Source organism: Allostella sp., assembly GCF_041913585.1.
GTDB lineage: Bacteria > Pseudomonadota > Alphaproteobacteria > ATCC43930 > Allostellaceae > Allostella.
In genome coordinates this window covers 1-6249 of sequence record NZ_JAYSFE010000189.1, presented here as the reverse complement: position 1 = coordinate 6249, position 6249 = coordinate 1, and the positions used below count along the sequence as shown (strand labels likewise).

At 73.8% G+C, this 6249-nt stretch carries 8 protein-coding genes; 4 read left to right on the top strand and 4 right to left on the bottom strand.

From position 1 onward, the window contains the following. Positions 1–133 precede the first annotated feature (133 nt). Both ACE3Q3_RS22340 and ACE3Q3_RS22335 read right to left on the bottom strand, forming a co-directional pair. Complete coding sequence (locus ACE3Q3_RS22340; protein ID WP_374449724.1) at positions 134–835, bottom strand: alpha/beta fold hydrolase; 702 nt, start codon at positions 833–835, stop codon at positions 134–136. Further along, on the bottom strand, positions 832–1032 hold the full coding sequence (locus ACE3Q3_RS22335) for a 4-oxalocrotonate tautomerase family protein (RefSeq protein ID WP_374449722.1): 201 nt from the start codon (positions 1030–1032) through the stop codon (positions 832–834). The genes ACE3Q3_RS22340 and ACE3Q3_RS22335 overlap by 4 nt, the downstream gene beginning before the upstream one ends. A 123-nt stretch (positions 1033–1155) precedes the next feature. On the opposite strand from ACE3Q3_RS22335, the gene ACE3Q3_RS22330 reads away from it, so the two are divergent. Beyond that, the gene (locus tag ACE3Q3_RS22330) at positions 1156–1668 is read left to right on the top strand and encodes a winged helix-turn-helix domain-containing protein (RefSeq protein WP_374449720.1); all 513 of its coding nucleotides are present in this window, start codon (positions 1156–1158) and stop codon (positions 1666–1668) included. Between the two features lies 1 nt (position 1669). On the opposite strand, the gene modC is transcribed toward ACE3Q3_RS22330, so the two are convergent. Together modC and modB are read right to left on the bottom strand one after the other, a co-directional pair. Continuing rightward, positions 1670–2761: a molybdenum ABC transporter ATP-binding protein gene (gene modC / locus ACE3Q3_RS22325; protein WP_374449718.1), complete on the bottom strand. Its 1092-nt coding sequence runs from the start codon at positions 2759–2761 to the stop codon at positions 1670–1672. Further along, the gene (gene modB / locus ACE3Q3_RS22320; protein ID WP_374449716.1) at positions 2758–3453 is read right to left on the bottom strand and encodes a molybdate ABC transporter permease subunit; all 696 of its coding nucleotides are present in this window, start codon (positions 3451–3453) and stop codon (positions 2758–2760) included. The genes modC and modB overlap by 4 nt, the downstream gene beginning before the upstream one ends. Before the next feature lie 190 nt (positions 3454–3643). Here modB and ACE3Q3_RS22315 point away from each other — a divergent pair, with 190 nt between their 5' ends. The 3 genes from ACE3Q3_RS22315 to ACE3Q3_RS22305 form a co-directional block, all read left to right on the top strand. Beyond that, positions 3644–4528 carry a PleD family two-component system response regulator gene (locus ACE3Q3_RS22315; RefSeq protein ID WP_374449714.1) on the top strand — a complete coding sequence of 295 codons (885 nt, stop codon included), beginning with the start codon at positions 3644–3646 and terminating at the stop codon, positions 4526–4528. 35 nt (positions 4529–4563) lie between these two features. Further along, a complete protein-coding gene (locus ACE3Q3_RS22310) occupies positions 4564–5994 on the top strand; it encodes a mannose-1-phosphate guanylyltransferase/mannose-6-phosphate isomerase (RefSeq protein WP_374449712.1) in 1431 nt (476 codons plus the stop codon). 11 nt (positions 5995–6005) lie between these two features. Beyond that, the coding region (locus ACE3Q3_RS22305; RefSeq protein WP_374449710.1) for a hypothetical protein at positions 6006–6249 on the top strand (244 nt) is incomplete at its 3' end.

Sequence of the window (6249 nt, the reverse complement as noted above, 5' to 3'; positions counted from 1 at the left end):
GACGAGGACGGCACGTCGGGCCATGGGGCTCCCTTCCCGGGCGGGAGCCATAGCCACCGCCCGTGACAGTTGGACTACGGGGGCGAGAAGGTTCCGCGGCAGCGGCCGCGGTGTCGAGCGCGTCGCGAGGCGGTCAGACCTGCAGCCAGTAGCGCAGGACGGCGGTCACCGCCTGGGGCCGCTCGAGCGGCGTCATGTGGCCGCTGTCCTCGACGACGACGAGGCGGCCCCCCGGAATCCCGGCCGCCATCTCCTCGTGGACCGCGAGCGGCGTCAGGGCATCCTGGCGGCCGCACAGCACCAGCGTCGGGACGGCGATGGCGGCGAGGTCGCCGCGCGAATCGGGCCGTCCCAGCATCGCCTTCTGCTGGTTGAGGAAGCCGTCACGGCCGATGCGGCGGGCCATCGCCATCAGGCCGTCGACCAGCGGCGCGTCGGCGAGCCGGTCGGGATGGACGAAGATCGGCATGTAGGCCCGCATGACGGCATCGAGCTCGCCCCGCTCGCCCATCGCCATGAAGCGGTGGCGGCGCTCGCGCTGCTCGGGCGCGTCGGGCCGGGCCGAAGTGTCGAGGAGGGCCAGCCGCTCGACGCGCTCGGGCGCCCGGCGCAGGATCTCGAAGGCGAGGTAGCCGCCCATCGAAAAGCCGGCCAGCGCGAAACGGGAGGGTGCCGCCGCGAGCACCGCCTCGGCCATGGCGGGCAGGCCGTCGTGGCGGGAGAGGTCGGCGACCGTCACCTCGGCGAGATCGCCGAGATGACGGGCCGGATGCGCCCACAGCCCCTCGTCGGCCATGTGGCCCGGCAGCAGCACGAGGGGCGGGCGCCGGGTCATCCCTTGCTCTTCCGGCTCTCGGCCACCGACTTCTCGCCGACATAGAAGTCGCCCGGGGCGACGTCCTCGAACGCGACCCAGACGGATTCCTTGGGCATGCCGGCGGTGCCGGCGATGGCGTCGACGATCTTGCGGGCCATCTCGTCCTTGGTGGCCTGATCGCGGCCGGCGACGAGACGGACGCTGACGAACGGCATGATGCTTCCTTTCCGATCGATGAAATGCCGGGAGGCCCGCGATGTTGCCCCGTACTGCCCGGCCGTGGAAGGGGCTTGCGGCCGCGTCCCGCTCCTGTAGCCTCCGACCGACCGGTCCGACCGATGACGACGCCCCCTTCCGATCGCCCCCCCGACCGCCCCGTCGACCGTCCCGGCGACCGGCCCGGCGACCGGCCGGCGGCGCGCGGCGTCACCCGGCTCGCCCGCAACCCGGCGCGCGGCGGCGACGAGGCGCGGCTCACCATCCGCGTCGACTTCGGCGGCCACGGCGCGCTCGGGCCCGGCAAGATCCGCCTGCTGGAGCTGATCGGCGCGCAGGGCTCGATCTCGGCCGCCGGGCGGGCGATGGGCATGTCCTACCGCCGCGCCTGGCTCCTCGTCGACAGCCTGAACCAGGCCTTCCGCGCGCCGGTCGTGTCGACGCAGCACGGCGGCCCGGGCGGCGGCGGGGCCCAGCTCACGGCCGCCGGACAGGCCCTGGTCGACCGCTACCGGGCGATGGAGACGGCGCTGGAGGCCGCGGCCGCCCAGCATCTGGCCGCCTTCGCGGCGGCGCTGTCGGACGGTCCGCCGACCCTTTCCGAGCCCGATCCCGATCTCGAGGACGAGGCGTAGCTCAGGTCACGACGCCGACCGACTTGACCACGGCGAAGATCGGCATGCCCGGCGCCAGCGCCATCTGGACGGCCGACCGCCGGGTCACGCGGGCGACCAGGATCGCACCCGCGCAGTCGACCTGGACGTCGACCGCCGCGCCGTGCGCCGCGCCGACGTCGGCGATCCGGCCGGCCAAGACGTTGAGCGCGCTGATGCCTTCGGGCCGGCGGCTCGCCAGCATGACGTCGCGGGCGCGGATGCGCAGCCGCACCCGTCCGCCGGCCGGAAGCCCGCCCGCCGGGACCGAAACCGGGCCGGCGCGCGTCGCGACGACCGCCAGACCGTAGCCGTCGTCCGCGGCCGCGACGCGGCCTTCGAGCACCGCGCCCACCTCCTCCGCGCCCGCCAACGGCTCGAGGTCGACGCGGGCGAGGACGCGGTCGGGGGGCCCGGCCGCCAGCACCCGCCCCCCTTCCAGCAGCACCACCGTGCCCGCCAGCCGCGCCACCTCGTCGATCGCGTGGCTGACATAGACGATCGGGATTCCGGTCTCGTCGCGCAGCCGCTCGATGTAGGGCAGGATTTCGGCCTTGCGCGCCTGGTCGAGCGAGGCCAGCGGCTCGTCCATCAGGAGGAGTTGGGGGTCGGCGAGAAGGGCGCGGCCGATGGCGACGCGCTGGCGCTCGCCACCCGACAGGTCGCCCGGCCGCCGGTCGAGCAGGGGCGCGATGCCGAGCATGGCGACGATCCGCCCGAACTCGTCGGGCCGGTCGCGGCGGCCGGCGAACCAGCGGCCGTAGAGCAGGTTGCCGCGCACCCGGAAGTGCGGAAAGAGCCGCGCCTCCTGGAAGACGTAGCCGACGCGGCGGCGGTGCGGCGGCAGGAAGATCCCGGCCGCGGTGTCGACCAGCACGCGCCCGTCGACGTCGATCCGGCCCTCGTCCGGCCGGACGAGGCCGGCGATGACGTTGACGAGCGAGGTCTTGCCGGATCCGGAGCGGCCGAACAGGGCGGTGACGCCGGACTCGCAGGTGAATCCGGCATCGAGCCGGAAGCCGCCGAAGCGATGGCGGACGGCGACCGAAAGCCGCGGACCCGGCGTCGGCGTCATGCCAGCCCGAGCCGGCGCCCGGCCCGGCGGGCCAGCCATTCCGACGCCAGCAGCGCCAGCAGCGAGATCACGACCGACACCGCGGTCAGGCGCAGCGCCCCCGCGTCGCCGCCCGGAACCTGGGTCAGCGCGTAGATCGCCGACGGCAGCGTCTGGGTCTCGCCCGGGATGCTGGAGACGAAGGTGATCGTCGCCCCGAACTCGCCCATCGCCTTGGCGAAGCAGAGCACGGCCCCGGCGATGATGCCGGGCAGCATCAGCGGCAGGGTGACCGTCAGGAAGACCCAGGCCGGCGCCGCGCCCAGCGTGCCGGCGGCCGCCTCCAGCTTCCGGTCCACCGCCTCGACCGAGAGCCGGATGGCCCGCACCATCAGGGGAAAGCCCATGACCGCCGCGGCCAGGGCCGCGCCGGTCCAGCGGAATGCGAAGACGATGCCGAGATGGTCGGCGAGGAAGGCGCCGAGGACACCGCGGCGACCGAACAGCAGGAGCAGCAGGTAGCCGGTCACCACCGGCGGCAGGATGAGGGGCAGCAGCACCACCCCGTTCAGCAGGCCGAGGCCGGGAAACCGGCACCGTGCCAGCACCAGCGCCGTCGCCACCGCCGGCGGCAGGCTGGCTGCCGTCGCCCATGCGGCGACGAGGACGCTGAGGCGAACCGCCGTCAGTTCCGCCTCGGAGAGCCCGAACATCGATCGTTTCCCGTCATGCTGGGTTGCGATGTATCCATGAAAATATCTCGATTGCCAATGGTGCAGGTTCCCGTTGGTGCAGCCTCATCGTGACGGCGGGGGGCGCCGCGCGCTATGACGGATGCTGGCACCACGGCCGGCCGGTACGGTCGGGGGCTGCCCGCCGATGCTGGAGAGGAAGAGCGATCGCATGCGCGCCCTGGTCGTCGACGACGTGGCCGAGATCCGGGAACTCATCAGCGTCCTCCTGAGTGCGGACGGGTTCCGCATCGAGGGCGTCGCCGAATCGGCCGAGGAGGCGTTCGAGCACCTGCAGCTGGAGAATCCCGCCGCCCCGCCCGTCGCCGACGTCATCCTGCTCGACGTCATGCTGCCGGGCATCGACGGCATCGCCGCCTGCGGCCGCATCAAGAGCGACCCGCGCTACCGCGACGTGCCGATCCTGATGGTGACCGCACGGCAGGAGTCGGCATCGCTGCAGCAGGCATTCGCCGCCGGCGCCGCCGACTACATCCGCAAGCCCGTGCAGAAGTCCGAATTGCTCGCGCGCGTGCGCTCGTGCCTGCGTCAGCGCGGCGAGGCCGGATCGCCCGCGGCCGGCCGGAGCAAGGCATGGCGCCCCGTCGATTCCCTGCTGTTGCCCGGCCGCGAACTGATCGAGGCGATCCTGGCGGCGGCCGCGGCCGCCGAGCGGCCGCCGGCGATGGCGGTGGCGGCACTGCGCGCCGACGGCTGGGCCTCGGTCCGCGAACGCGATGGCGAGGAGACGGCCGGCGCCCTGACGGCCGCGCTGGCGGACCGCCTGGCACGCGAACCGGCCACCCTCGGCGACGTCCTGGCCCAGGCCGGCGACGGCTGCCTGCTCGCCCTGCTGCGCCGGGTCCAGGCCCCCGAGGCCGACCAGCGGGTCGCCGCCTGGATCGGCGGCGGCCCAGCCGCGGGCGGGACGATCAGCGCCGGCCTCGCCTGGTGCCCGGCCGACACGCCGGCCGGGCTGCGCGAACTGACCGGCCGGGCGATGGCGGCGCTGGCCGCTGCCGCCAATGCCGGCGGCGGCCGCGTCGAGACCGCCTGAGCCCGGACGCCCACGATCCGACGAGGAGCCTGCCGATGTCGTCCGTCCGCCCGCGTCTTCATCCGGTCATCCTCTCGGGCGGATCGGGCACGCGGCTGTGGCCCCTGTCGCGGGCCGACCTGCCGAAGCAGCTGCTGCCGCTGCTCGGCCCGACCTCGCTGCTGCAGGAGACGGCGACGCGCGTCTCCGACCCCGAGCGCTTCGCCCCGCCGCTGGTGATCTGCAACGAGCATCACCGCTTCCTCGTCGCCGAGCAGCTGCGGGCGATCGGCGTGACGCCGGCGGCGATCGTGCTGGAACCGGTCGGGCGGAACACGGCGCCGGCGGTGGCCGCCGCCGCGGCGATCGTCGCCCGGTCGGACCCGGGCGGCGTGATGCTGGTCCTGCCGTCGGACCACCACATCGCCGACCTTCCCGCCTTCCAGGCCGCCATCGACCGCGCCGCGCCGGCGGCGGCCGACGGGCGCTTCGCCCTGTTCGGCATCCGCCCGACCAGCCCCGACAGCGGCTACGGCTACATCGTCCAGGGGCCGTCGGCCGACCGGGACGGCGTCCACCGCGTCGACCGCTTCGTCGAAAAGCCGCCCCGGGCCGAGGCGGAAGCGCTGCTGGCGACGGGGCATGGCTGGTGGAACAGCGGCATCTTCGTGCTGCGGGCCGACCGCTATCTCGCCGAACTGGCGACGCTCCAGCCCGCCGTGGCGGATGCGGCCCGCGCGGCGGTGGCGGCCGGCAGCGGCGATCTCGACTTCCTGCGCCTCGGCCGCGAGGCGTTCTCGGGATCGCCCGCGATCTCGATCGACCATGCCGTGATGGAGCACACGCGGGACGCGGTGGTGGTGCCGGTCGACATGGCGTGGAGCGACCTCGGCTCCTGGCAGGCGCTGTGGGACGTCGCGGCCAAGGACGCCGACGGCAATGCGCTGACCGGCGACGTGGTGGCGGTCGATTCCCGGGACTGCTACGTCCGTGCCGACAAGCGGCTGGTGGCCCTCCTCGGGGTGTCCGGCGTCACCGTCGTCGACACCGAGGACGCGCTCATCGTGATGGCGCGCGAGCGCGCGCAGGATGTGCGCCGGGTCGTCGACCTCCTGGCGGCGCAGGGACGCCCGGAGGTGACGAGCCACAAGCGCACCTACCGGCCGTGGGGCTACTACGAGACGATCGATCTCGGCCAGCGCCACCAGGTCAAGCACATCCAGGTCAAGGAAGGGGGCCAGCTGTCGCTGCAGATGCACCACCACCGCGCCGAGCACTGGATCGTCGTCAACGGGACGGCGCGGGTGACGTGCGGCGACGAAGAACGACTCCTGCGCGAGAACGAATCCGTCTATATACCGCTCGGCGAGCGGCATAGACTGGAGAACCCCGGCCGCATCCCGCTCGACCTGATCGAAGTGCAGACCGGGAGCTATCTCGGGGAGGACGACATCGTGCGCTTCGAGGACACCTACGGCCGCACCTGATGGCGGACGGCGTGCCCCCAGCGCCCCGGCGGACGCCCCGGCACGCGATCGCGTCGGTGGTCGCCGTCGCCTATGTCGTGCTGTTCGCCGTCGTCGTCGTCGGCAACTGGGTGACGGTCGAGCAGGACCGGCGCGGCGTGCTGCAGGCGGCCGAGCGGTCCGCGACGGCGACCGCCCTGCTGCTCGCCGAGCATGCCGAGCGCACGATCCACGCCATCGACCTGCACATGCACCACATCGCCGACGGCTTCCGGG

What these genes read in the sequence shown, in the direction of transcription:
- ACE3Q3_RS22340 (WP_374449724.1), bottom strand. Translation starts at nt 835, where the DNA reads ATGACCCGGCGCCCGCCCCTCGTGCTGCTGCCGGGCCACATGGCCGAC.
- ACE3Q3_RS22335 (WP_374449722.1), bottom strand. Translation starts at nt 1,032, where the DNA reads ATGCCGTTCGTCAGCGTCCGTCTCGTCGCCGGCCGCGATCAGGCCACC.
- ACE3Q3_RS22330 (WP_374449720.1), top strand. Translation starts at nt 1,156, where the DNA reads ATGACGACGCCCCCTTCCGATCGCCCCCCCGACCGCCCCGTCGACCGT.
- modC (WP_374449718.1), bottom strand. Translation starts at nt 2,761, where the DNA reads ATGACGCCGACGCCGGGTCCGCGGCTTTCGGTCGCCGTCCGCCATCGC.
- modB (WP_374449716.1), bottom strand. Translation starts at nt 3,453, where the DNA reads ATGTTCGGGCTCTCCGAGGCGGAACTGACGGCGGTTCGCCTCAGCGTC.
- ACE3Q3_RS22315 (WP_374449714.1), top strand. Translation starts at nt 3,644, where the DNA reads ATGCGCGCCCTGGTCGTCGACGACGTGGCCGAGATCCGGGAACTCATC.
- ACE3Q3_RS22310 (WP_374449712.1), top strand. Translation starts at nt 4,564, where the DNA reads ATGTCGTCCGTCCGCCCGCGTCTTCATCCGGTCATCCTCTCGGGCGGA.